Origin of the sequence: Aeromonas sp. s10 (assembly GCF_040907975.1) — a bacterium.
GTDB classification, from domain to species: Bacteria; Pseudomonadota; Gammaproteobacteria; order Enterobacterales; family Aeromonadaceae; genus Aeromonas; species Aeromonas caviae.
In genome coordinates this window covers 88,053-111,369 of sequence record NZ_JBFOCV010000015.1, presented here as the reverse complement: position 1 = coordinate 111,369, position 23,317 = coordinate 88,053, and the positions used below count along the sequence as shown (strand labels likewise).

Sequence of the window (23,317 nt, the reverse complement as noted above, 5' to 3'; positions counted from 1 at the left end):
CCTGGCCATTTTGCCAAGGGAACTGGCTACAGCATAACCAAGGGGGGCAGGATTACCTTGATGTCGGACGGGATATGGGCTGGAAGAGGGCAGAAAAACAAAAGGGAGCGCGAGGCTCCCCAAAGCGGTATTCAGATGCTTTTTGTTGTTTTGTGTTCATTGCGAAGCACGGGCACATCCTATTCCCCCACCTTCCCGAGGGCAATAGCACGCCTGTGACCGGCGTCAAACTCCTGTTCAAAATATGCACTCCCCGGCCACCTGCACCTCTACGCCTTCCGGTTCGGGGTCAGGCAAATCCTGAAACTGTGGCGACGATGCCGTTTTAGTTTCAGCAGACATTGGTATAGTGGACCCAGGATCAGTGAGGAGAACTCCCATGAATGGAACCTATTACAAACACGTACTGGCCGCGATCGACCTGTCGGAAGACAACCGCAAGGTGATCGAGAAGGCGGTCGACCGGGCCCGCTCCAACGGCGCCAAGCTGTCGGTGATCCATGTGGATGTGGACCTCAAGGATCTCTACACCGAGATGATCGACATCGACATCGACAACGTGCAGGACCAGGTGATCGCCGAAGCGAAGGAGAAGCTGGAAGCCTTCCTCGCCTCGGTGGACTACCCCATCGAGAAGAAATTGGTGATCTGCGGCGATCTGAGCGAGCGGGTCAACCAGGCGGTCAAGGACTACCAGATCGACCTGCTGGTGTGCGGCCATCGCCAGAGCTTCTGGAGCCTGCTCACCTCGAGCGCACGCCAGCTGATGAATACCGTGCCCTGCGACATGCTGGTCGTGCCCTTGCAGAAGTGATCGAACAGGCGTAGTGTGATTTGCCATGAATATGACCTCATTCAATCACAACTACTGGTGGTGCTGCTTCTAAACAGGCGGCACTGCTTTTCTATGTAAAATTTCCAAAAGAAAACACCGTGACCGCCGAGAGGCTGTCATTGTTTTCATCCCTTTGTCGCCTCCCGGCTCACCCAACTGGAGAGAGTGACATGCACAACCCCGTGATCCTGACCGGCGACCGCCCCACCGGCAAACTGCACATCGGCCATTACGTCGGCTCCCTGCGCCAGCGCGTGGCCGCCCAGCACCATTACCGCCAGTTCGTCATGATCGCCGATCTGCAGGCGCTGACCGACAACGGCCACAACCCGGCCAAGGTGACCGACCACGTGCTGGAGGTGATGGCCGACTACCTCGCCGCCGGCCTCGACCCGGCCAAGACCACCTTCTGCCTGCAGAGCGCCCTGCCCGCCCTCGCCGAACTCACGACCTACTACCTCAACCTGGTCAGCGTCGCCCGGCTGGAGCGCAACCCCACCGTCAAGGCCGAGATCCAGCAAAAAGGGTTCGAGCGCAGCCTGCCCGCCGGCTTCCTCGTCTATCCGGTCAGCCAGGCCGCCGACATCACCGCCTTTCGTGCCACTCACGTGCCGGTGGGCGAGGATCAGCTGCCCATGCTGGAGCAGACCAACGAGATAGTGCGCCGCTTCAACACCCTGGTTGGCAAAGAGGTGCTGACCGAGTGCCAGCCCATCCTGAGCGACACCGGCCGCCTGCCCGGCATCGACGGCAAGGCCAAGATGTCAAAGTCCCTTGGCAACACCATCGAACTCGGCATGTCGAGCGACGAGATCAAGCAGGCGGTGTTCGCCATGTATACCGACCCCAATCACCTCAAGGTGAGCGATCCGGGTCAGGTGGAGGGCAATACGGTGTTCGCCTATCTGGATGCCTTCCACCCTGACAAGGCCCTGGTGGCCGAGATGAAGGCCCATTACCAGCGCGGTGGTCTGGGGGACATGCGCTGCAAGCAGGTACTCAACGACTGCCTGCAGACCCTGCTCGCTCCGATGCGGGAGCGGCGCGAGGCAGCCATCGCCGACAAGCGCCAGCTGCTGCGCCTGTTGCAGCAGGGCACCGAGCAGGCCCGGGCCCTCACCGACGAGGTGCTGGCCGAGGTGAAGGGGGCGATGGGGCTGGACTACTTCTCCGGATTGGCGTGATCTGCCCCCTGCGGCGCGGGATGGCCGAGCGCATCCGCGCCGTAGCGCTCCCTCGCCAGCCGGTGCAACAACCCCTTGAACCAGCCGATCGCCTCGTCATGGGCACTGAGCGGGTGGCCCGCCATCAGATAGACGATGGGGATGGCGGGTTCCAGCTGGTGCAGGCGCAACGGATAGTGGCGACAGAAGTGGCGCCCGATCATCTCGGGCACCACCACCAGGTAGCGGCCGGTCGCCATCAGCGGCGGTACCGCCATAAAGCTCGGCAGCCTGACCCCCAGCTCCCGCTCCACCCCGAAACGGGCCAGCCAGAGATCCACCATGGCCTGGCTGTGGCCCCAGCTGGAGGTGTGGATATGGGGGCGGCTGACCAGTTCTCCCGGCCCCAGCATGTCGGGTAGGGCGCTGCCGAGGGGCGACAAACAGACCAGCGGATTGCTGAACCACTCCTCGCGCCACAACCGGGGCGAGAGATGGTTGGCACCGGCAAACCCGATCACCAAATCCAGTTCCCCCTTCTCCAGCTCCCGCTCGTAGTCGCTGTCCGCCAGCTCGCACACTTCCAGTCGGCAGTGGGGAGCCTGTTGCACCATCCACTCCACCAGCACCGGCACCAGGCCGTGCTCCACCGAGCCCGGGGTGGCGATGCGAAAGATCCGCCGCGCACTTGCCGGGTCGAATCCCTTGGCCTGACGCAGCCCCTGCTCCAGCATGGCCAGCGCCTGGCGCACCGGGCTCGCCAGCGCCTTGGCCCGTTCGGTCGGCATCATCTCGCGCCGACTCATCACGAACAGGGGGTCGTCAAGCGCCGTTCGCAGCCGCCCCAGCGCATGGCTGACGGTGGACTGGGAGAGGTGCAGCCGTTCGGCGGCACGGGTGACGTTGCGCTCCTGCATCAGCATGTCGAACACGGTGAGCAGGTTGAGGTCGAGGCGGGAGAGGGGCAGTTCCATCGATATTGGCCATAGTTGAATGACGACAATTCATTTTTGGCATAGTAGCAGATTGCATAGAATGCGCAGGCGAATTACATCGGAGATTCAAATGCGTAGCTATCTGTTGTTGCTGGCGATCGGCCTGTTGTGGGGCTCCCAGTTCATTTTCATGCACCAGGCCGTGGCTGAACTGCCCCCCATCATGGTGGCCGCCGGACGCGCCCTGTGCGGCAGCCTGACCCTGGGTCTGCTCTGCCTGTTCATGCGCCTCAAGAGTGAACACACACCCTGGCGAACCTATATGCTGATCGCCCTGCTCGACGCCACCATCCCCTTCATCATGGTGGCCTGGGGACAACAGTACGTGGACAGCGCCATCGCGGCCGTGGTCATGGGTTGTATCCCCTTTGTGACCATTCTGGCGGCTCCCTTGTTTATTTCTGGTGAAAGAATCACCAAGGGCGGCCTCGTCTCCGTGATCATCGGCTTCATCGGCGTGCTGATACTGTTCTGGCCCAAGCTGACCAGCGGCATGAATGCCGGCCTGCTCGGTGCCATGGCCATCCTGTTCGGTGCCAGCTGCTTCGCCATTGGCCTGCTGATGATCAAGCGCTTCGCCAAGGACCATCCTGTGGTCGTGGCCCGCAACATCCTGATCTCCTCGGCCATCCAGCTGCTGCTGGCCGCGCCCTTCGTGGCCGACCTGAGCAGCCTCACCCTGCCGAGCCAGCAGGCCATGGGCGCCGTCGCCATGCTGGGGATCTTCTGTACCGGCCTGGTCTACTTCCTCTACATGGCGCTGATCCAGAAGGCGGGCCCGACCTTCGCCTCCTTCAGCAACTACCTGGTGCCGCTGTTCGGCGTCATGCTGGGAGCCCTGTTCCTCGGCGAGCAGATCCAGTCCACCACGGGCGTGGCGCTGGCCCTTATCCTGGGTTCGGTCGCCCTCAACCAGTGGGCACAGCAGCGCCGCCAACAGCGGGAGGCTGCCCTATGTCAGGCATCCTGACCACCCTCTGCGGCGGTCTGGTACTGATAGCCGGCTGGCAGTATCGCCACCGGCTGGCCGGGGTGCTGGGTCTGCTGATGGTGCTGCTGCCCTGGTTCTTCGACAGCAAGCTGCAAGCCATGCTGAACTATGCACTGAATGCCTGAAGACCCTCTCTGCGTGTGTGACGAGAGTGCATCTCTCCTGTTTTTGGGACCGTTTTAACAAAACCTCCGATTTGTCCCCTCTACCGGCGCCCTGCGCCGGTTTTTTTATCTCTGCGCCTCTGGTCCGTAGCGATAACTCAACCGCTCGTTCTTGCGCGGCCCCGTTATCTGCCAGGCGAGCAGGAAGCCCCCGCCGGTTTCGGTCAGCTCGGCGCTGTAGTGATCCTGCCCGCACAGGTGAGGCTCGGCCGTGACCCAGTGCCCGTCCCCCCGGGGCAACAGCTCGAACAGCATCACCGGCTGCTCGTAGCGCAGGTGGGAGAGCATGATCCCCCGTGCGGTGCGCTGCCACCAGAAGCGGTTGTGCATGGTCAGCTCCCGGCCATGGGGCGTGGTGTAGCGACCCGTCTCGGCATACAGCCACCCCCCATGGTGATCGGTCACCACCACGGCCCCCTCCCCGCGACCGCACCAGTCGGTGGCGGATCCGGCCCCGTTGCTCGCCTCGAAGGCAAATGCTCCGATCTGTGACAACCCTTCCCATAAACGCTGGATCGCGCCTTCCAACTCGGCCATCATAGCGCCCTCCAAATTGACAACTGACGACAATTCAATCACATGAACTACTTGATAGGGGTTACCCTGCTCTGGTCCTTCTCCTTCAGCCTGATCGGGGTCTACCTTGCCGGTCAGGTGGATGCCTACTTCTCGGTACTGACCCGCATCGTGCTCGCCAGCCTGGTGTTTCTGCCCTTCCTGCGCCGTCGCTGGCTGCGCCCCGATCTGGTGGCCAAGCTGATGGCCCTCGGTGCCATCCAGCTCGGCATCATGTATCTCTTCTACTACCACTCCTTCCTGCTCTTGACGGTACCGGAAGTGCTGGTGTTCACCATCTTCACCCCCATCTATGTCACCCTGATCCACGACCTGCTGGAAGGGCGCTTCAAGCCTGTCTATCTGTGGGGGGCACTGCTGGCGGTGCTGGGGGCGGCCGTCATCCGTTTCGACGGCCTGACCGAAAACTATGTACTGGGATTCCTGGTGGTGCAGGGCGCCAACGTCTGCTTCGCTCTGGGCCAGGTAGGCTACAAGGTGCTGCTGGCCCGGGAGGCTGAGCAGCCGCCCCAGTTGGCGGTGTTCGGCTGCTTCTATCTGGGCGCCCTGGTGATCGCCCTGCCCGCCTGGTGGCTGCTGGGCAAACCTCAATATCCCGCCAGCTCCCTGCAATGGGGCATCCTCTTCTGGCTGGGGGTCGGGGCATCCGGGCTCGGCTACTTCCTGTGGAACAAGGGGGCGACCCTGGTCAGCAGCGGCGTGCTGGCCATCATGAACAACGCCTTGATCCCCGCGGGTCTGCTGGTCAATCTGGTGCTCTGGGGAAAGGATACCGACCTGCTCAGGCTCGGTCTGGGCGCCCTGCTGATGCTGGCTTCTCTCTGGGTCTGCCAGCGTCAGCAGGTCAGTGAGCGCTGACTGAAAACCATTGACGCTGATGGGTCCATCGGCGTCAATGGGTACGCGGACAGTGACTGGCCGTCAGCCGACCACGGCGTTGTGTTCCCGCTTCGCCTGACCGTGGCAGGAGGCCAACCGGGCCAGCAGGTGATCGAGCTGCTCGGCACTCTGGCTCTGCACCAGGCCGATGCTCACGGTCACCGGGCGCTGGGGCAGCAGGCTGGCGTCGGCGATCTCAAGACGCAGCCGCTCGGCAATCTCCAGGCCGCTCAACCGATCGGTCTGGGAGAGCATCAGGATGAAGCCGTCTTCGTCCCAACGAGCGAAGGGATCTTCCCGGCGCAGCTCGCGGCGCACGATGCGGGCCAGCTTGGCCAGCATGGCGTCGCAGGCCGCCTCCCCGAACAACTGCAGGATCTTGCTGCGGTGATCCACGCTGAACTGCAGCAGACAGAAACTGCCGCTCTCGCTGGCCAGCCGTTCATCCAGCAACAGCTCGAAGTGGCTGCGGCTCTCGAGGCCGGTGAGGGGATCCGTGTCGTGGCGATCCTCCAGGGGCGCCATGGCGGCATCCAGATGGCGAACCACCCCCAGCAGTTGACCCCCTTCGTCGCGACGGACCCGCTCCTCCAGCCGGATGTAATGGCCCTGATGGTGCAGGATGCGGTACTCGAGTCGAAGCCCGTTGCTGCGCCCTTGCTGACAGGCCTCCAGGGCCTCTGCCAGACGGGGAGCATCATCCGGATGTACCCGATCCAGCCAGCCGAGATCTCCCAGCTCGCCCCCCTCCAGACCCAGCAGTTGCAGACAGGAAGGGTCCCGCCTCAGACCCTGCCCGGCCGACCAGGTCCAGATCCCGGCCTCCAACATCGCCATGGCCTGTGCCATCAGCGTCACCTCAAGGGGAGTGGTGACCTCAACCCCGGGAGTCTCATACCTTTCCATCACGCGCCTCGAAACCGGATCTGAATATCTGTCCAAGCAATCACACTCAATAAGTAACATTGGTGCTGGCGCCGAGCAACCGCGCCAGCATCGCTGGCCTCGCACCTCTCACCCCCGGTGGTCCGCCATCAGGGCCTGCCAGCCTCCAGCTACGAAGTGGAACCCGACGTCACGCCACCTTGCCCTGATAGCCTGCCATCAGGGCCTGCCAGTTTTCCGGCACGAAGTGGAAGCTGGTGTGCAGTTGCGACTCCTTGTTGAAGGAGCGCAGCAACCGCTCCAGGTTGGCCTGCTGCCAGTTGCCGGGGGAGCGGATGGCTCCTTTGTCGAAGTCGATCACCCACACCTTGCCCTCCTTGTCGAGCAGCAGGTTGTGGCTGTTGAGATCCGCATGATAGACCCCTGCATCGTGCAACTGGCGCACCGTTTTGCCTATCTTGTGCCACACCTCACCGGCGATCGGCCCCTGCTTGAGCAGGGCCACCAGATCCTTGGCGCCGCGAATACGCTCGATCAGGATGTCGGCCCGATAGAAGGGCCCCTGCTTGACCATGCGGGCCGCAAAGGGGCGCGGCACCGGCAGCCCCTGTTCACTCAGGGTCGCCAGCAGACGATATTCAGCCATGGCCCGGCTGCTCTCCACCCCTTCAAACCAGAACCGGTCACGCACCAGCTTGCCCACCATGCCGCCACGGTAGTAGTGACGCAGCACCAAGTGACGGGACTCATCCTTCACGAACCAGGTCACCCCGCGGCCGATGGAAGAGCCCACCACCTGGCGATGGGTCTGCCACCAGACAGGATCGAACAAGGCAGGGGAGGGATCGCGGAAGACTCCGTCGGCATACCAGCAGACCTGGTTGTGGGTGGTGTGTGTCAGCATGATGAGAATTCCGGTCGATAGTGGGTGCAGGGCATCCATTCAGAAAGCCGTGCCGGTCGGGCAACCGGCGCAATTTTACAATCCACAGGGGAGTTTGCATAATGCCATCCATCCATTTTGCCATCGTTGCGCCACATCATGCCGCTGTTCCAAACGCCGCCCTCCTCCATCTGCATCCTGCGGCTCTCCGCCATCGGAGATTGCTGCCACGCGCTGGCGCTGGTGCGCGTCATCCAGCGGGAGTGGCCCCAGACCCGCATCACCTGGATCACCGGCAAGATTGAGGCGACCCTGTTCGCCGATCTGCCGGGGGTCGAGGTCATTCCCTTCGACAAGAGCAAGGGGTGGCGCGGCTATCGCGATCTCTGGCAGACCCTCAAGGGGCGCAGGTTCGATGCACTGCTCCACCTGCAGGCCGCCATGCGCGCCAGCATCGCCACCCTCGGCATCAAGGCCAAGGTCAAACTCGGGTTTGATCGGGAGCGCGCCAGCGACGGTCAGTGGTTGTTCACCAACCATCGGGTCCCCTCACCCGCCTCCCCCCACGTGCTGGACGGCTTTCTCGCCTTCGCCAAAGAGCTCGGGATAAAAGATCTGACCCCGGACTGGCAACTGCCCATCAGCGCCGAGCACCAGACCTGGGCCCGGGAGAAGGTGGGTGGTAAGCCGACCCTGCTCATCTGCGCCGCTGCCAGCAAGGCATTCAAGAATTGGACTGCCGCCGGCTACGCCGCGCTGGCGGATCACGCCGCAGACAAGGGCTTTCAGGTCTATCTGTGCGGCGGACCGGCCAGGCTGGAGCGGGATCTCGCCGCCGAGATCCAGCGCCTCAGCCAGAGCAAGCCGGAAGATTTGGTGGGGCAAACCAGCCTCAAGCAATTGCTGGCGCTGATTGGCGAGGCGAGCCTGGTGCTGGCCCCGGATACCGGCCCTGCCCACATGGCTACCCTGGTGGGGACACCCGTGATCGGCCTCTACGCCCACCACAACCCGGAGCGTACCGGCCCCTATCTGTGCCGGGATTATCTGGTCAGCGTCTATCAGGAACTGATTGAGCAGGAGACCGGCAAGCCGCTGGCCGAGCTCGGCTGGCGCACCCGCCTCAAGGATCCTGACGCCATGGCCAAGATAAGCCGCGAGCGGGTCATCGCCGCCTTCGACCGCCTCTGTACCGACAAGCATCTTCTACCGACCCAGGGCAACTCGGAAATTCCGAGCCCTGGCGCAGGGATAATCTGATGGCCCGGCCCCGGCTCCGTGGGCAGAATGGCCCTCTATGTGGGTAACGCCCGCACAGCAAGCTACGGATATTTTGATCGGCTGGAATATGATTCCGGCCGTTTTTTTATCCGCCCCCATCTGCTAACATTCGCCGCCTTTACATCCTCCTGACTCTGATTCCTCCGCGCATTGCGAGCAACCGTCTCCCTTATCGGGCACAAGACGGCGGCCTCTGCTACAACCAAAGCGCGGATCATCGCTTAAAGGTACAGACATGGCGCAACAAGGCACTCTCTATATCATCTCTTCCCCGAGCGGGGCCGGTAAGTCCAGTCTGCTCAATGCCTTGCTGACCCAGCACAACGCCGCCGGCAAGATGCAACTCTCGGTCTCCCACACCACCCGCGCCACCCGTCCCGGTGAAGAGCACGGGGTGCACTACCACTTCGTCAAGGTGGAAGAGTTCAAGGCGCTGATCGAGCGCGGTGACTTTCTGGAGTGGGCAGAAGTCTTCGGCAACTACTACGGCACTTCCCGCGCCGCCATCGAGGCCTGTCTGGCGCAGGGCATCGACGTCTTCCTCGACATCGACTGGCAGGGTGCCCGCCAGATCCGCGAACTGATGCCGACCAAGTCCATCTTCATCCTGCCCCCCAGCCGCGAGGAGCTGGAGCGCCGCCTGATCGGCCGCGGCCAGGACAGCGCCGAGGTGATCAAGGGCCGGATGGAGAAAGCCATTGCCGAAATGGTGCACTACGACGAGTATGACTATGTCATCATCAATGAAGACTTTGATCAGGCACTGTTCCAGCTCAGGGCCATCATAGAGTGCCAGCGCCTGGAAATGCGTCAGCAACAGCAGGCCCAGCAAAACTTGCTGAAACAGCTACTGGCAGAGTAAGCCAAAAACAAGTAAACTTTTGCGTCATTTTTAAACACCGCTTTTTCAATCACAGAAAGCCCAAACACTGGAGTCCCGCATGGCCCGCGTTACTGTAGAAGATGCTGTAAAACAGGTAGGTAACCGTTTTGACCTGGTGCTGGTCGCCGCGCGCCGCGCTCGTCAAATCGCGGTACAAGGCAAGGATCCCCTGGTCGACGAAGAGAACGACAAGCCGACCGTGATCGCCCTGCGCGAGATCGAACTGGGTCTGGTCAACAACCAGGTGATGGATACTCAGGACCGCTACGAGCAGCAAGAGCAGGAAGCCGCCGAGCTGGCTGCCGTTGCTGCCATCGCAGAAGGTCGCGGCTAAGTCAGTCGCTTCCCATAGTCGGCGCCCGCCCGGGTGCCGGCTGTTCTCCCCATTTACAACCGCTCGAAAACCTCGCAAACTCGAGGGCATACCCTCAATTTCACGGATTGCCGTTTAACCGCTGCGGGGACTGTCTTGTATTTATTTGAAAATCTTAAAGAAATAGCCAGTTCCTACCTGCCACCCGAGCAGGTTGAGAAGCTCAGGCAAGCCTATGTGGTAGCCCGTGATGCTCACCAGGGACAGATGCGTTCCAGTGGTGAACCCTACATCACTCATCCCGTTGCCGTGGCCCGCATCCTAGGCGACATGCGCCTCGATCACGAGACCCTGATGGCTGCCGTGCTGCACGACGTCATCGAAGATACCCCTGTCACCAAGGACGATCTTGCCGAGCAGTTTGGCAACGCCGTCGCCGAGCTGGTCTCCGGTGTCTCCAAGCTCGACAAGCTCAAATTCCGCGATCGCAAGGAAGCGCAGGTCGAGAACTTCCGCAAGATGATGATGGCCATGACCCAGGACATCCGGGTCATCCTGATCAAGCTGGCCGACCGCACTCACAACATGCGTACCCTCGGCTCCTTGCGACCGGACAAGCGCCGCCGCATCGCCCGGGAAACCCTCGAGATTTTCGCCCCCATCGCCAACCGCCTCGGTATTCACACCATGAAGAACGAGCTGGAAGAGCTCGGTTTCGAGGCGCTCTACCCCATGCGCTCCCGGGTACTGCGGGAATCGGTGCGCCGCGCCCGTGGCAACCGGCGCGAGATCATCGACTCCATCCAGAGCGAGATTGAGGGGCGTCTGCGGGAAGCCGGTATCGATGCCCAGGTGAGCGGACGCGAGAAGAACCTGTTCTCCATCTACAACAAGATGGAGAAGAAAGAACTGCAATTCCACGAAGTGATGGATATCTATGCTTTCAGAGTGAGAGTGAAAGACATAGACACCTGCTACCGGGTGCTTGGGCAGATGCACAGCCTCTACAAGCCGCGCCCCGGTCGCTTCAAGGATTACATCGCCATCCCCAAGACCAACGGCTACCAGTCCCTGCACACCTCCCTGGTGGGGCCCCACGGGGTACCGGTGGAGGTGCAGATCCGCACCGAGTTCATGGACCAGATGGCTGACAAGGGCGTCGCCGCCCACTGGGCCTACAAGCAGGATGGGGACAGCTCGGGTACCACGGCCCAGATCCGCGCCCAGCGCTGGATGCAGAGCCTGCTGGAGCTGCAACAGAGCGCCGGCAGCTCCTTCGAGTTCATCGAGGGGGTCAAGACCGACCTCTTCCCCGACGAGATCTACGTCTTCACACCGGAGGGCCGCATCATGGAGCTGCCCGCCGGCGCCACCCCGGTGGACTTCGCCTACACGGTGCACACCGACATCGGTCATGCCTGCGTCGGTTCGCGGGTCGACCGCCACCCCTATCCGCTGAGCAGCCCGCTGCACTCCGGTCAGACGGTGGAGATCATCACGGCCCCCGGCGCCCGCCCGAACGCGGCCTGGCTCAACTTCGTGGTGACCACCAAGGCGCGCTCCAAGATCCGTCAGTTCCTGAAGAACCTGCGCACCGAAGAGTCTGTGGTGCTGGGTCGTCGCCTGCTCAACCATGCGCTGGGCGCCAAGAACATCGAAGACATCCCGGAAGCCCGCGTCAAGCAGGTGCTGGCCGACACCAAACACGAGAACCTGCAGGGGCTGCTGGCCGACGTGGGCCTTGGCAACGCCATGAGCGTCATGGTGGCCCGCCGCATGCTGGGGGATGAGCTGCCGCCGGAAGAGCAGCCCAAATCCACCAGCAAGAAGATGCCGATCAAGGGTGCCGACGGCATGCTGGTCACCTTCGCCAACTGCTGCCGCCCCATCCCGGGGGATGCCATCATCGCCCACATCAGCCCGGGCAAGGGACTGGTGATCCACCAGGAGTCCTGCCGCAACATCAAGGGCTACAGCCGCGAACCGGACAAATACCTGCCGGTGCAGTGGGAGGTGGACAAGGAGCAGGAGCAGGAATTCCGCACCGGCATCAGCATCGAGATCGTCAACCACCAGGGCGCCCTGGCGGAGCTGGCCAACGTGATTGCCGCCACCGGCGCCAACATCCACGCCATCAGCACCGAGGAGAAAGATGGCCGGGTCTATGTGGTCACCCTGCTCATCACCACCAAGAGCCGGATCCACCTCGCTAACATCATGCGCAAGATCCGGGTCATGCCCAACGTGCTCAGGGTGAGCCGACAGAAAAACTGAACACAGGCGGCGCAAGCCGCCTGCTGCTTTTCAAGAGATACCCAGGGCCCCATGCCGCAAGCCACCAGCCTTGTTGCATGCACCGGCCTCACGACATAGAAACCGACATGACTCCTGAACGCTTCAAACGCATTTCCGACATGCTGGCCCAGCGCCAGCTCGACCTGACCGTCTGCATGGAAGAGGTTCATAAACCTCACAACCTGGCCGCCATCGTGCGCACTGCCGATGCCATCGGCATCCACCGGGTGCACGCGGTCTGGCCCAAGAGCTGGATCCACAAGCGCAAGGGCACCGCCCGCGGCAGCCAGAACTGGGTGGACGTGAAGCTGCACCCGGACATCGGCAGTGCCGTGACCGAACTCAAGGCCTCCGGCATGCAGATCCTGGCGACCCACCTCTCCGACAGCTCGGTGGACTTTCGTGCCATCGACTACACCAGACCCACCGCCATCCTGGTGGGCCAGGAGAAGCACGGCATCGGCGAAGAGGCGCTGGCCCTGGCCGATCACCATATCGTCATCCCCATGGTGGGCATGGTGCAGTCCCTCAACGTCTCGGTGGCCGCCGCCGCCATTCTCTACGAGGCCCAGCGCCAGCGCGAACTGGCCGGCTGTTATCAGCGCGGCTGCCCACTCACACTCGAAGAACAGAACACCATCTTGTTCGAGGGGGGCTATCCCGTCTATGCCCAGCTCTGCAAGGAGAAAGAGATGCCCTATCCCCAGCTCGGTCCGGCCGGCGAGATCCTGGCGGACGAACGCTGGTGGCAGCAGATGCAGCTGACCCGCAAGGGCTGGGCCGCCCAGCAATCGGATGATCCTTCGGAAGAGTACACTGATGAAGCTTAACCACCTGCCCCTGCTGGCCCTGACCCTGTTTTCTGCCGGAGCCCTTGCCGTGAGCAATCCTTACCAGCTGACCACTGAAGCCGACATCCCCGCCCTCTATCAGCAGACCCTGCCCGACTTCTGGCGCCAGCATGCCGTCGAGGGGGAGTTCAAGGGCAAGGACGGGGTCACCCTCCGCTATGCCGCCCTGCGCCAACCCAAGATCGATCGCGCCATCCTCATCGTCAACGGCCGGGTCGAGAGCTACCTCAAGTATCAGGAGCTGGCCTGGGATCTCTGGCGCCAGGGTTACAGCCTCTACCTCATCGATCATCGCGGCCAGGGAATGTCAGACCGCATGCTGGCCGACAAAGAGAAGGGGTATGTCGACCAGTTCGACGACTATGTCGCCGATCTCAAACAGTTTCATGACGAAGTGATTGTACCGGACAAGCCTGCCAAGCTGTTCCTGCTGGCCCACTCCATGGGGGGGGCCATCTCGGCCCGCTATCTGGAACGCTGGCCGAACGACATCCAGGCGGCGGTGCTCTCCTCCCCCATGATGGGCATCAACCTCGGCGGCCTGCCCAAGTGGCTGGCCAAGGGGTTGGCGGCCACCATCGGCACGGTCGGCGGCTGGGTGGGCGAGCCCCCCTACGGCCCGGGTCAGGGACCCTATGAGGATCACGGCTTTGCCGACAACGAGCTGACCCACAGCACGGTGCGTTATCAGGCCTTCCGCCAGATCTACGAGCAGCATCCCCAGGTCAGGCTGGGGGGCGCCACCGCCCACTGGATCCATCAGGCCATCACAGGATCGGACGCGGCCGTAGCCGACGCCGGCGCCATCAAGACGCCGCTGCTGCTGCTGCAGGCCGGCGAGGACAGCGTGGTGGACAACGCCGCCCAGGAGGCCTTCTGCGCCAAGGCCCAATGTGAAGGGAGCAAGCCGCTGCGCATCGAAGGGGCCTGGCACGAGCTCTTCATCGAGGCGGATCCCCAGCGCCAGGCCGCGCTCAATGCAACCCTGGCCTTCTTCGCACGCTACTGACGCGACCAGAAGGGGCTGGTTATTTTTTGGATCCCTAAATAAATGGGGTGACGGCAGACGCTGGGGTACACTCCCCCGGCGTTCAATTGAAGTCGAGGTAATGATGTTCAAGGTAGTTGTGTCCGATCTCGATGGTACCCTGCTCAACGGGCAGCACCAGATCTCCTCCCGCACCCGGGATACCCTGCACCGTCTGGTCGATCAGGGCGTCAAGTTCGTGGTCGCCACCGGCCGTCACCATGTGGATGTACGCAGCATCCGCGATGCACTGGGGCTGGATATCTACCTCATTACCTCCAACGGCGCCGTGGTACACGACAAGCAGGATCAGCTGGTCTACAACCAGGCGCTGCCGAGCACGGTGGCGGCCGAGCTGATCGCCATGGAACGCGACCCGTCCATCCACATCAACGTCTACTACGGCGACGAGTGGCTGGTGGAAGAGGAGCTACCCTGGTTGCTGAAGTTCCATCACGACTCCGGCTTCAGCTACCGTCTGGCGGATCTCGCCAGCCACCCGATGGACAGGGTCAACAAGGTGTTCTACATCGGCGACCACGACAAGCTGCTGAAGATAGAGGCGCACCTCAACCAGCAATATGGTGATCGACTCAACGTCACCTTCTCCCTGCCTGACTGCCTCGAGGTGATGCATGCCGGTGTGCACAAGGGTAATGCCGTGCGCGCCGTGCTGGAGCAGCACGGCCTGGAGATGTCACAGGCCGTGGCCTTCGGCGATGGCATGAACGACTTCGAGATGCTGAGCATGGTGGGCCGTGGCGTGGTCATGGGCAACGCCCATGATCGCCTCAAACTGGCCCTGCCAGAGCACGAACAGACCCTCACTTCCGATGAAGATGGCGTTGCCGTCTATCTGGAGAAACTGTTCGCCTCCCAGACCCGCTGATAAGGCATCCCCATCGCGGATCGAAAAAGGGTGGCCCATGTGGCCACCCTTTTTTCTTCTCGCTCTCTTGTCACCACACCAGAGCCGGGTGCATCAGACGGTTCAACAGCGTGCCGGAGGGCGTCCACTCAAAGCTCTGGTTGGCGCCGCCATAGCATTCGGCGAGGCGCAGGGGGACGGCCGGCTTGTGACGGCGACCCGCCACATCCAGGCACAACGACACCTGCCGATTGAACAGCCGATCCCCCTGCCACTGCCATTGATGGCTCTCCTCCCGGCACGCCTCCATCCCCAGACCATCTTCCCCTCTGGCGACCAGGCAATCCCCGGCCAGTTGCAGGGCACCGACATCCCAGCTGAATGACTGGTTCGGTTGCTGATCGCAGGGCTGGGTCAGCAGACGGCCCTGCTCGCTCAGGGTCACGCAGAAGCCACCACTGGTTACCAAGGTGGCCTCGAGTTCGGCCTTTGGCTTGGGGGCGGCGCCCATCAGAAGATCTTCCGGTTTCGGCTGCAGGGCGCAACCACCCAGCAGCAGTGCGGCCATGGCCAGCACGGAGAGTTGAAGAGAAGTGATATGGTGATGCATAGGCCTTGTATCTGGTCCGTGCCCGAGCGTCCCCTGTCTCGCGGCTCCGGGCCCCAGCATAGCGAACTCGTGGCGAACAGGCGCCTGAAGAAGTGTAAAAAGACGTGACAGGAAAAAGCGAAAGAGAAACGCCAAAAAGCAAAAACCCCGCCTGAGCGGGGTTTTCAAATGTGGTCGGTGATAAAGGATTCGAACCTTTGACCCTCTGGTCCCAAACCAGATGCGCTACCGGGCTGCGCTAATCACCGAGGGGGTATTCCAAAAACACAAAGATGACCATCTGGTCATCCTCGTCATACAGCAAGTATGGTGCGAAGAGAGGGACTCGAACCCTCACACCCGGGGGGCACTAACACCTGAAGCTAGCGCGTCTACCAATTCCGCCACCTTCGCGTACCTGACAAGCTGTAAAATGGGGTGGCTGATGGGGCTCGAACCCACGACAACCGGAATCACAATCCGGGACTCTACCAACTGAGCTACAGCCACCACAGCTGTTTTCGTTCTTCAACACGCCCGTTTAACCGGCGCACTTTTGATGGTGCGCCCGACAGGATTCGAACCTGTGACCTCTGCCTCCGGAGGGCAGCGCTCTATCCAGCTGAGCTACGGGCGCTACGCTGTCGAACGGGGCGCATTATTGATGATGATGCCGACCTTGTCTACTCTTTTTTTGACACAAAGAATCAAGTGCCTGTTTTTCAATCACTTCCGACCCTTTTCAACTATTTTTGTTTTGTTCAGGCTGGATCCAGCAATTCCCCACTACTTTTTGAATCCCTCACCCCATAGGGTCAGAGATGATGGGCAATGCTTGACTTGCCTTTGCGCCCACCTAGAATGAATGAACGTTCATTCAGTCGTTGACCTCTGATAACCATGGATAAGAAAGAACGCATTTTCGAAGCAGCTCACGAGATCCTCGGCGAGCAGGGCTTCTACGGCCTTTCCATTGCCGTGGTCGCCAAGAAAGCCAAGGTGGCGGCAGGCACCATCTATCGCTATTTCAGCGACAAGGATGACCTGATCCGCCAGCTCTATCAGCACACTATCCTCAAGTGTCATCCCCTGGTCATGGAAGGTGTGCAGATAGAAGAGGTGTCCTATAAGCAGTATCGACGCCTCTGGCTCAACATCGATGCCATCTTCACCAGCTACCCCAATGCACTCAAGTGCAAATTGCAGTACGAAAGTTCTCCATTGGGGGCTGAATTGGAGCGGGATCCGGTCATAATGGCGACGTGGGCGCCACTTGAGCGCTTCTTTGAGCAAGGACGCCAACAGGGACTCTTCATCGATCTCCCCATTCTGGTGTTGCAAGCATTGAGTCTGGATTGCGTGGCCAACCTGGCACAGCAGCGCCGGGTTCACGATTTCGAATTGACGCAGGAACAGCTGGAGACGGTCATCCGGGCCAGCTGGAATGCCATTTTAAACCCTAATGTTTCCATCACAGGAGCCTGTTCATGAAAAAGTGGATGGCCATCATGTTGCTGATAGCACTCGCCCTGTTTGGCAGTGTCATCGGCTTCAATATGTTCAAGCAGAAGAAGATTGCAGAGTTCATGGCCAATCGGCCCGAGCCCGAGTTCCCGGTCACCGCCATGGTCACCAAGGCGCAGGACTGGGTCCCCACCATTGAAGCCATCGGCTTCATCGAGCCGAACCAGGGGGTCACCCTCTCCAGCGAGCTGTCAGGCACCATCGACAGCATCCGGTTCGAATCCGGGGCACATGTCAAAGCGGATCAACTGCTGCTGAGCCTGGACTCCAGTGTGGAAAAAGCCAATCTGAACTCTTCCCAGGCCAGGCTGCCGGCAGCCAGGGCCAAGTTCGAGCGCTACAAGAACCTCTATCAGAAGAACTCCATCTCCCGGGACCAGCTGGATGATGCCGAGGCAAGCTACCGCTCCCTCGAGGCGGACATCGACAGTCTGAAGGCCACCATAGCCCGTCGTGAGGTGAGAGCCCCCTTCAGCGGCGCCGTGGGCCTGCGCAACGTCTTCCTCGGCCAGTATCTGGAGCCCGGTACCGAGATCGTGCGCCTGGAAGACACCAGCGTGATGCGCCTGCGCTTCACTGTGCCCCAGACCGACATCTCCAAAATCACCCTGGGACAGACCATCAAGATCAACGTGGATGCCTATCCCCAGACCCAGTTTGACGGCCAGATCACGGCCATCGAGCCCGCGGTCAACTATCAGAGCGGCCTGATCCAGGTGCAGGCAGACATCCCGAACAACGACGGCCAGCTCCGTTCCGGCATGTTCGCCCGCGCCAGCATCATACTGCCCACGGTGAAGGACCAGATCGTGATCCCGCAGTCCGCCATCTCCTTCACCCTCTATGGCGAGAACGTCTACGTCATTCACGAGGCTGACGGCGTGAAACGCGCCAAGCAGGTGGTGGTCAAGGCAGGTGAGCGTCGCGGCAACGATGTCCATGTGCTGTCCGGCATCAAGGCTGGCGATCAAATCGTGCTGTCGGGTCAGGTTCGCCTGAGCAACGATACCAAGGTGCACGTGGTCGAGAACGATGCCCTTGCCGTTCCGGCACAAACCCCGATGCTGTAAGCGCGGAGAGCTGCGATGCGATTTACTGACATATTTATAAAACGGCCTGTGCTGGCGATCTCGCTCAGCTTCCTGATAGCCCTGCTGGGCTTCCAGGCCATCTTCAAGATGCAGGTGCGTGAATACCCCGAGGTGATCAACACCGTCATCACGGTCAACACCAGCTACTATGGCGCCAGTGCGGACCTGATCCAGGGCTTCATCACCCAGCCCCTGGAGCAGGCGGTCGCCCAGGCCGACAACATCGACTTCATGACCTCCTCGAGCCAGTTGGGCAGTTCCACGGTGACGGCGTACATGAAGCTCAACACCGATCCGAACGCCGCGCTGTCCGACATCCTGGCCAAGGTCAACTCGGTGCGTTCCCAGTTGCCCAAAGAGGCGGAAGACCCTTCGGTCACCTCCTCCACCGGCTCCACCACGGCGGTGCTCTATATGGGCTTCACCAGCCCGGAGCTCAACTCCAGCCAGATCACCGACTACCTGGAGCGGGTCATCAAGCCCCAGCTGTTTACCGTGGGCGGGGTCTCCAAGGTGGATCTGTATGGCGGGGTCGAATTCGCCCTCCGGGTGTGGCTGGATCCGGCCAAGATGGCCGCCTTTGACCTGACCTCAAGCGACGTGATGACGGTGCTCAACAGCAACAACTATCAGTCCGCGACCGGCCAGGCCACCGGCTATTTCACCCTGTTCAACGGCAACGCCGAGACCCAGGTCGGCAACATCGAAGAGCTCAAGCGTCTGGTGGTCGCCACCCGCGACAGCAAGGTGATCCGTCTCTCCGACATCGCCAAGGTCTCCCTGGAGAAGAGCCACGACATCTATCGCGCCAGCGCCAACGGCCGCGAAGCCGTGGTTCTGGCCATCAACGCAGCCCCGACAGCCAACCCCATCAACATCGCCCACGATGTGCTGGAGCTGCTGCCGAGCCTGAAGCGCAACATGCCGAGCACCATGCAGGTGAACATCCTGTATGACTCCACCATCGCCATCAACGAATCCATCCACGAGGTCATCAAGACCATACTGGAGGCGGCCGCCATCGTACTGGTGGTGATCACCCTGTTCCTCGGTTCGTTCCGGGCGGTCATCATCCCCATCATCACCATTCCCCTGAGCCTCATCGGCGTGGTGATGATGATGGACATGTTCGGCTTCTCCATAAACCTCATGACCCTGCTGGCGATGGTGCTGGCCATCGGTCTGGTGGTGGATGACGCCATCGTGGTGCTGGAGAACGTCGACCGTCACATCAAGGAAGGGGAAGAGCCGTTCCGGGCCGCCATCATAGGTACCCGGGAGATCGCCGTGCCCGTCATCGCCATGACGGTCACCCTGGCGGCGGTGTATGCGCCCATCGCCCTGATGGGGGGCATCACCGGCTCCCTGTTCAAGGAGTTCGCGCTGACCCTGGCGGGCGCCGTGTTCGTCTCGGGCATCATCGCCCTGACCCTGTCGCCCATGATGTGCGCCAAGATGCTCAGGGCCAACGAGGAGCCCGGCAAGTTCGAGCGTACCGTGCACGATCTGCTGGACCGGATGACGGCCCGCTACGACGCCATGCTCCATGCCGTGATGCAAAAGCGCATCGTGGTCATCCTGTTTGCCGTCATCGTGTTCGCCAGCCTGCCGCTGCTGTTCAAGTTCATTCCGAGCGAGCTGGCCCCGTCCGAGGACAAAGGCGTCATGGCGGTGCTGGGGACGGCGCCTTCCAACGCCAACCTGGACTACATCGAAAACACCATGGCGGACGTGAACAAAGTCCTGGACGACCAGCCGGAGATTGCTTACTCCCAGGTCTTCTCGGGGGTGTTCAACTCCAATCAGGCGTTCGGTATCGCCTCCATGGTGCCCTGGAGCCAGCGTGAAGCGAGCCAGAAAGAGGTGCTGGACCGGGTCGCCGGTCTGGTGAAGGACATCCCCGGGATGGCCATCACCACCTTCCAGTTCCCGGAACTGCCGGGGGCGTCGAGCGGTTTGCCCATCCAGTTCGTTATCACCACCCCGAACAGCTTCGAGAGCCTGTTCCTGATCGCGGGTGAGATGCTGGCGGCAACCCAGGCCAACGGCCAGTTCGTCTATTCGGATCTCGATCTGAACTACGACTCGGCCACCATGAAGATCAGCATCGACAAGGACAAGGCGGGTGCCTACGGCATCACCATGCAAGACATCGGCATCACCATGGGCACCATGATGGCGGACGGTTACGTCAACCGTATCGACCTGGATGGCCGCTCCTACGAGGTGATCCCGCAGGTGGAGCGCAAGTTCCGTCTCAACCCCGAGTCCATCAAGGGGTACTACGTGCGTGCCGCCGACGGCAAGTCGATCCCGCTGGGCAGCCTGATCAAGATTGAAGTGAAGGGAGAGCCCCGTGCCCTGCCCCACTTCAACCAGCTGAACTCCGCCACCATCGGCGCCGTGCCGGCACCGGGCGTGGCCATGGGGGATGCAATCAACTGGTTCAAGACGACCGCGGAAGAGAAGCTGCCCCAAGGCTATCGTTACGACTTCATGGGTGAAGCCCGCCAGTTCGTGACCGAAGGGAATGCGCTCTACGCCACCTTCGCCCTGGCCCTGGCCATCATCTTCCTGGTGCTGGCGATCCAGTTCGAATCCGTGCGTGACCCGCTGGTCATCATGGTGTCGGTGCCGCTGGCCATCAGTGGCGCGCTGATCGCCCTGGCGTGGGGCATGGCCACAATGAACATCTACTCCCAGGTCGGTCTCATCACCCTCGTCGGTCTGATTACCAAGCACGGTATTCTGATCTGCGAGGTGGCGAAGGAGGAGCAGCTGCTCCATGGTCTGAACCGGATGCAAGCCGTAATGCAGGCTGCCAAGGTCCGTCTGCGCCCCATCCTGATGACCACGGCGGCGATGATCGCAGGCCTTATCCCGCTGCTCTATGCCTCGGGTGCGGGGGCAGCACAGCGCTTCAGCATCGGCATCGTCATCGTGGCGGGTCTGGCCATCGGCACCCTGTTCACCCTGTTCGTGCTGCCGGTCATCTACACCTTCCTGGCATCCGAACACAAGCCGCTGCCGGAATTCGACGAATCCATCCCGGCAAAAGCCAAGGGCGGTCACTGATCCCAGCCCACACAAAAAAGGCCCCGAAAGGGGCCTTATTTTTATCCATTGGATGACACACGACATAAGTCCATGAAGCAGTTAAACTAAACCGCACTCAATCCAGACCGCAAGGACGCCATGTCAGGAATCTTCTCCAAGGCCGTCGGCCTTAACGGACTCTCTTATCGTCTGCTTTCCTACATTCTGATCTGCAGTACGGTGCTGGCACTGCTCATCACCGTGCTTCAGCTCGCCTGGGACTACAACAAGGATGTGACCGTCATCGAGGCCAGCATCGGCCAGATCGAGGCCTCCTTCCTGCAACCCATCTCGGCCAGTCTCTGGAATCTGGATGAAGAGCAGGTGAAGGTGCAGATCGAGGGCATCATGAACCTGCCCAACATGCAGTTCGTCATGGTCAAGGAGATGCTGGGCAATTCGGAAGTGCCCCTGCTCACCCAGGGGGTGGAGCAGCCCCAATACGACATCTCCCGCGAGTTCACCCTGAGCTATCAGGGGGAAGTGGTCGGCAAGCTGTTCGTCGCCGCCTCCCTGGAGCAGGTCTACCAGCGCCTCATCGAGAAATCCGTGCTGATCCTGGTCAGCCAGACCATCAAGACCCTGGTCGTCTCGTTCTGCATCCTAGTCATCATCTACTATCTGGTGATCCGTCATATCAACCGCATCGTCAGCTATGCCCAGAAACTGAGCCTGGATCGCCTCGCGGTGGAGCTGACCCTGGAGGGTCGCCCCCTGCCCCGCAAGTCCCCTGACGAATTCGATACCCTGGCCGCCACCCTCAACCAGATGCGCACCCGGCTGAACGACGAGTTCACGGCCCGCCATCAGGCCGCCGATCAGCTCCAGCAGGAGCGGGACTTCTCCGCCACCCTGATCAACTCCGCCAACATGGTCATCTGCTGCATGGAGCCGGATCTCAACATCGCCAGCATCAACCCGGCGGCCATCCTGCTGACCGGCTATCACCACCAGGAGCTGTTGCAGCACAACTGGCTGGATCTCTTCGTCAGCAAGGAGCAGCGTGACGAGCTGGCCGCCACCCTGGCCGAGCAGGGCGCTCTGGAGGACAGGGAGATCACCATGCACGATCAGCAGGGCAACGAGCTGGTACTGCAGTGGACCTTCGCTCCCTTCTACGAGGGGCCCAACCTCAAGTACCTGATTGGCTTTGGTTATGACATCACCCCCCTCAAAAAGGTGGAGCGGGAGATCACCCTGTTCAACGAGCAGCTGGAAGGCAAGGTGGCGGAACGCACCCGCAGCCTGAGCGATGCCAACGACCAGCTGGGCAAGGCCTATGACGATCTCAAGCAGGCCCAGCAGACCCTGGTGGAGTCGGAGAAAATGGCCTCCCTCGGTTCCCTGGTTGCCGGCGTGGCCCACGAGATCAACACCCCCATCGGCATCAGCGTCACCGCCTCCTCCTACCTGCAGGAGCGGGTGGCCGACTTCAAGCAGCATATCGAGGCCAAGCAGCTCTCCCGCACCTACCTCAACGAATTCACCCAGAATCTCGACGAGTCGATGCAACTGCTGCAAGGCAACCTGCGCCGCGCCTCCGAGCTCATCGCCAGCTTCAAGCAGGTGGCAGTGGATCAGTCCTCCGAGGCCCGATACAACTTCAGCCTCGCCGACAACCTGCATCAGGTGGTGGTCTCCCTCGGCTACAAGCTCAAGAAGGCCCAGTGCGAGGTGGACATCCAGTGCGATCCCAAGCTGAGCATCTACTCCTTCCCGGGCAGCTTCACCCAGATCTATTCCAACCTGATCCTCAACTCCATCCATCACGGTTTCGATGGCTGGGACAGGCCCAGAAAGATCACCATCCAGGTGGCGCAGCAGGGAGACGAGCTGGTCATCGACTACAGTGACAACGGCCGCGGCATCCCCCCGGAGATACTGCCGCGCATCTTCGATCCCTTCGTCACCTCCAAGCGGGGCCAGGGTGGCAGCGGGCTCGGCACTCACATCATCTACAACCTGGTGGTCCAGCTGCTGCGCGGCCGCATCCACTGCGCCAGCGAACCGGGCCAGGGCGCCCAGTTCCACATTCGCCTGCCCATCCAGCAGAACTGAGCACCGGCTCTTGTGGGCCGGCCGCTTTGTCCCCATCATGCTGTGACTGCATTCTTAACGAGCGGAGAAC

General features: G+C 61.4%; 21 protein-coding genes and 4 tRNA genes. 16 read left to right on the top strand and 9 right to left on the bottom strand.

All coding sequences use genetic code 11. The features are described 5' to 3' along the window. Positions 1-379 precede the first annotated feature (379 nt). Together AB5Y59_RS04455 and trpS are read left to right on the top strand one after the other, a co-directional pair. Positions 380-814 carry a universal stress protein gene (locus AB5Y59_RS04455; RefSeq protein ID WP_010672329.1) on the top strand — a complete coding sequence of 145 codons (435 nt, stop codon included), beginning with the start codon at positions 380-382 and terminating at the stop codon, positions 812-814. A 191-nt stretch (positions 815-1,005) separates the two neighbouring features. Then, complete coding sequence (gene trpS / locus AB5Y59_RS04450) at positions 1,006-2,019, top strand: tryptophan--tRNA ligase (protein WP_104455000.1); 1,014 nt, start codon at positions 1,006-1,008, stop codon at positions 2,017-2,019. Here the strand turns inward: trpS and AB5Y59_RS04445 are convergent. Next, positions 1,998-2,972 (bottom strand): LysR family transcriptional regulator, encoded by a 975-nt coding sequence (locus AB5Y59_RS04445; protein WP_039040672.1) that lies wholly within the window; start codon positions 2,970-2,972, stop codon positions 1,998-2,000. The two genes, trpS and AB5Y59_RS04445, sit on opposite strands and share 22 nt — an antisense overlap. Positions 2,973-3,063: 91 nt before the next feature. Between AB5Y59_RS04445 and AB5Y59_RS04440 the strand changes: the two genes are divergently transcribed. Both AB5Y59_RS04440 and AB5Y59_RS04435 read left to right on the top strand, forming a co-directional pair. Further along, positions 3,064-3,963 carry a DMT family transporter gene (locus AB5Y59_RS04440; protein WP_368211534.1) on the top strand — a complete coding sequence of 300 codons (900 nt, stop codon included), beginning with the start codon at positions 3,064-3,066 and terminating at the stop codon, positions 3,961-3,963. Then, complete coding sequence (locus AB5Y59_RS04435) at positions 3,948-4,109, top strand: hypothetical protein (RefSeq protein WP_010672325.1); 162 nt, start codon at positions 3,948-3,950, stop codon at positions 4,107-4,109. The genes AB5Y59_RS04440 and AB5Y59_RS04435 overlap by 16 nt, the downstream gene beginning before the upstream one ends. Positions 4,110-4,214: 105 nt before the next feature. Here the strand turns inward: AB5Y59_RS04435 and AB5Y59_RS04430 are convergent, their stop codons facing one another. Continuing rightward, positions 4,215-4,685, bottom strand: coding sequence for a DUF6314 family protein (locus tag AB5Y59_RS04430; protein ID WP_102949270.1), 471 nt, complete (start codon positions 4,683-4,685; stop codon positions 4,215-4,217). A gap of 42 nt (positions 4,686-4,727) precedes the next feature. Here AB5Y59_RS04430 and AB5Y59_RS04425 point away from each other — a divergent pair, with 42 nt between their 5' ends. Continuing rightward, entirely contained in the window at positions 4,728-5,582 is an 855-nt protein-coding gene (locus AB5Y59_RS04425) for a carboxylate/amino acid/amine transporter (protein ID WP_053287971.1), read from the top strand. Between the two features lie 63 nt (positions 5,583-5,645). Here the strand turns inward: AB5Y59_RS04425 and AB5Y59_RS04420 are convergent, their stop codons facing one another. After that, positions 5,646-6,509 (bottom strand): sensor domain-containing diguanylate cyclase, encoded by an 864-nt coding sequence (locus AB5Y59_RS04420; protein WP_039040669.1) that lies wholly within the window; start codon positions 6,507-6,509, stop codon positions 5,646-5,648. A gap of 169 nt (positions 6,510-6,678) precedes the next feature. Then, positions 6,679-7,392 (bottom strand): 3-deoxy-D-manno-octulosonic acid kinase, encoded by a 714-nt coding sequence (locus AB5Y59_RS04415; RefSeq protein WP_010672321.1) that lies wholly within the window; start codon positions 7,390-7,392, stop codon positions 6,679-6,681. Positions 7,393-7,530: 138 nt separating this feature from the next. On the opposite strand from AB5Y59_RS04415, the gene AB5Y59_RS04410 reads away from it, so the two are divergent. From AB5Y59_RS04410 to AB5Y59_RS04380, 7 genes are all read left to right on the top strand, one after another. After that, positions 7,531-8,631, top strand: coding sequence for a glycosyltransferase family 9 protein (locus AB5Y59_RS04410; RefSeq protein ID WP_368211533.1), 1,101 nt, complete (start codon positions 7,531-7,533; stop codon positions 8,629-8,631). Between the two features lie 256 nt (positions 8,632-8,887). Continuing rightward, entirely contained in the window at positions 8,888-9,514 is a 627-nt protein-coding gene (gene gmk / locus AB5Y59_RS04405; protein ID WP_045522661.1) for a guanylate kinase, read from the top strand. A gap of 79 nt (positions 9,515-9,593) precedes the next feature. Further along, the gene (gene rpoZ / locus AB5Y59_RS04400; protein WP_005307060.1) at positions 9,594-9,869 is read left to right on the top strand and encodes a DNA-directed RNA polymerase subunit omega; all 276 of its coding nucleotides are present in this window, start codon (positions 9,594-9,596) and stop codon (positions 9,867-9,869) included. A 135-nt stretch (positions 9,870-10,004) separates the two neighbouring features. Next, on the top strand, positions 10,005-12,122 hold the full coding sequence (spoT, locus tag AB5Y59_RS04395; RefSeq protein WP_039040667.1) for a bifunctional GTP diphosphokinase/guanosine-3',5'-bis pyrophosphate 3'-pyrophosphohydrolase: 2,118 nt from the start codon (positions 10,005-10,007) through the stop codon (positions 12,120-12,122). A gap of 107 nt (positions 12,123-12,229) precedes the next feature. Next, the gene (gene trmH, locus AB5Y59_RS04390) at positions 12,230-12,973 is read left to right on the top strand and encodes a tRNA (guanosine(18)-2'-O)-methyltransferase TrmH (RefSeq protein ID WP_161646751.1); all 744 of its coding nucleotides are present in this window, start codon (positions 12,230-12,232) and stop codon (positions 12,971-12,973) included. Continuing rightward, complete coding sequence (locus AB5Y59_RS04385; RefSeq protein WP_368211532.1) at positions 12,963-14,003, top strand: alpha/beta fold hydrolase; 1,041 nt, start codon at positions 12,963-12,965, stop codon at positions 14,001-14,003. The genes trmH and AB5Y59_RS04385 overlap by 11 nt, the downstream gene beginning before the upstream one ends. Before the next feature lie 103 nt (positions 14,004-14,106). Then, positions 14,107-14,910: a Cof-type HAD-IIB family hydrolase gene (locus AB5Y59_RS04380; protein WP_102949268.1), complete on the top strand. Its 804-nt coding sequence runs from the start codon at positions 14,107-14,109 to the stop codon at positions 14,908-14,910. Positions 14,911-14,980: 70 nt separating this feature from the next. Here AB5Y59_RS04380 and AB5Y59_RS04375 read toward each other — a convergent pair whose 3' ends face one another. From AB5Y59_RS04375 to AB5Y59_RS04355, 5 genes are all read right to left on the bottom strand, one after another. Further along, positions 14,981-15,499: a ricin-type beta-trefoil lectin domain protein gene (locus AB5Y59_RS04375; protein WP_069651594.1), complete on the bottom strand. Its 519-nt coding sequence runs from the start codon at positions 15,497-15,499 to the stop codon at positions 14,981-14,983. A gap of 171 nt (positions 15,500-15,670) precedes the next feature. Beyond that, positions 15,671-15,747 (bottom strand) — tRNA-Pro (locus AB5Y59_RS04370). Positions 15,748-15,806: 59 nt separating this feature from the next. Further along, positions 15,807-15,892 (bottom strand) — tRNA-Leu (locus AB5Y59_RS04365). Positions 15,893-15,912: 20 nt separating this feature from the next. Next, positions 15,913-15,988 (bottom strand) — tRNA-His (locus tag AB5Y59_RS04360). Between the two features lie 50 nt (positions 15,989-16,038). After that, positions 16,039-16,115 (bottom strand) — tRNA-Arg (locus tag AB5Y59_RS04355). A gap of 263 nt (positions 16,116-16,378) precedes the next feature. Here AB5Y59_RS04355 and AB5Y59_RS04350 point away from each other — a divergent pair. From AB5Y59_RS04350 to AB5Y59_RS04335, 4 genes are all read left to right on the top strand, one after another. Then, on the top strand, positions 16,379-16,969 hold the full coding sequence (locus AB5Y59_RS04350) for a TetR/AcrR family transcriptional regulator (RefSeq protein WP_010672311.1): 591 nt from the start codon (positions 16,379-16,381) through the stop codon (positions 16,967-16,969). Then, positions 16,966-18,072 (top strand): efflux RND transporter periplasmic adaptor subunit, encoded by a 1,107-nt coding sequence (locus AB5Y59_RS04345; protein ID WP_041212081.1) that lies wholly within the window; start codon positions 16,966-16,968, stop codon positions 18,070-18,072. The genes AB5Y59_RS04350 and AB5Y59_RS04345 overlap by 4 nt, the downstream gene beginning before the upstream one ends. Before the next feature lie 15 nt (positions 18,073-18,087). Then, a complete protein-coding gene (locus AB5Y59_RS04340; RefSeq protein WP_201889018.1) occupies positions 18,088-21,168 on the top strand; it encodes a multidrug efflux RND transporter permease subunit in 3,081 nt (1,026 codons plus the stop codon). A 120-nt stretch (positions 21,169-21,288) separates the two neighbouring features. Further along, the gene (locus tag AB5Y59_RS04335; protein WP_039040659.1) at positions 21,289-23,247 is read left to right on the top strand and encodes an ATP-binding protein; all 1,959 of its coding nucleotides are present in this window, start codon (positions 21,289-21,291) and stop codon (positions 23,245-23,247) included. The last annotated feature ends 70 nt before the right edge of the window (positions 23,248-23,317 follow it).